Below are 784 nucleotides of genomic sequence, written 5' to 3' on the forward strand. Positions count from 1 at the left end.
GTTGCCGATGCTGCTTCGTCGTTGGACCCGAAGGTCTTTCGTCGTTGCGAGCCGCCTATTATGGCAGGCCTTTCAGCTTTGTCAACAACTTGTTGAAGGAACTTGAAGCTCTTCGTGAAGTTGTTGCTGCAAGTCCAGGTCAAAACCAGGTGCCTGCAAAAAAAGGAAAACCCCGTTGCGAAAGCAACGGGGTTCTCGGGTATAAACCCTGGCGATGACCTACTCTCGCATGGCTTGAGCCACACTACCATCGGCGCAGCTGCGTTTCACTTCCGAGTTCGGGATGGGATCGGGTGGTTCCACAGCGCTAATTTCACCAGGGAGGCTTTTGGAGAGTCGCACTCGTCCCGGGGGACAAGGCGCCAGCCTCGCATAGTTCTTGTGACGTAGCGTGCACTTGGATGCTCTTACGACGTTGTCGTAAAGCCAAGGCAACTTGAGGTTATATGGTCAAGCCACACGGATCATTAGTATCAGTTAGCTCAATACATTGCTGTACTTACACACCTGACCTATCAACCACATAGTCTATATGGTTCCTTCAGGGGGCTTGTGCCCCGGGAGATCTCATCTTGAGGCGCGCTTCCCGCTTAGATGCTTTCAGCGGTTATCGCTTCCGAACATAGCTACCCGGCAATGCCACTGGCGTGACAACCGGAACACCAGAGGTTCGTCCACTCCGGTCCTCTCGTACTAGGAGCAGCCCCTCTCAAATCTCCAACGCCCATGGCAGATAGGGACCGAACTGTCTCACGACGTTCTGAACCCAGCTCGCGTACCACTT

1 protein-coding gene and 2 rRNA genes are annotated in these 784 nt (G+C 53.8%); 1 reads left to right on the forward strand and 2 read right to left on the reverse strand.

Annotated features, from left to right (window positions below; translation table 11 throughout):
* The coding region (locus MWG72_RS15430) for a hypothetical protein (protein ID WP_247144427.1) at positions 1–218 on the forward strand (218 nt) is incomplete at its 5' end.
* Here the strand turns inward: MWG72_RS15430 and rrf are convergent.
* Positions 207–321: ribosomal RNA gene (rrf, locus tag MWG72_RS15435) — 5S ribosomal RNA — on the reverse strand. The genes MWG72_RS15430 and rrf overlap by 12 nt on opposite strands.
* A gap of 125 nt (positions 322–446) precedes the next feature.
* Positions 447–784 (reverse strand): 23S ribosomal RNA (locus MWG72_RS15440); the annotation flags it as partial.

Source organism: Acinetobacter lwoffii (assembly GCF_022967985.1).
Taxonomy (GTDB): Bacteria; Pseudomonadota; Gammaproteobacteria; order Pseudomonadales; family Moraxellaceae; genus Acinetobacter.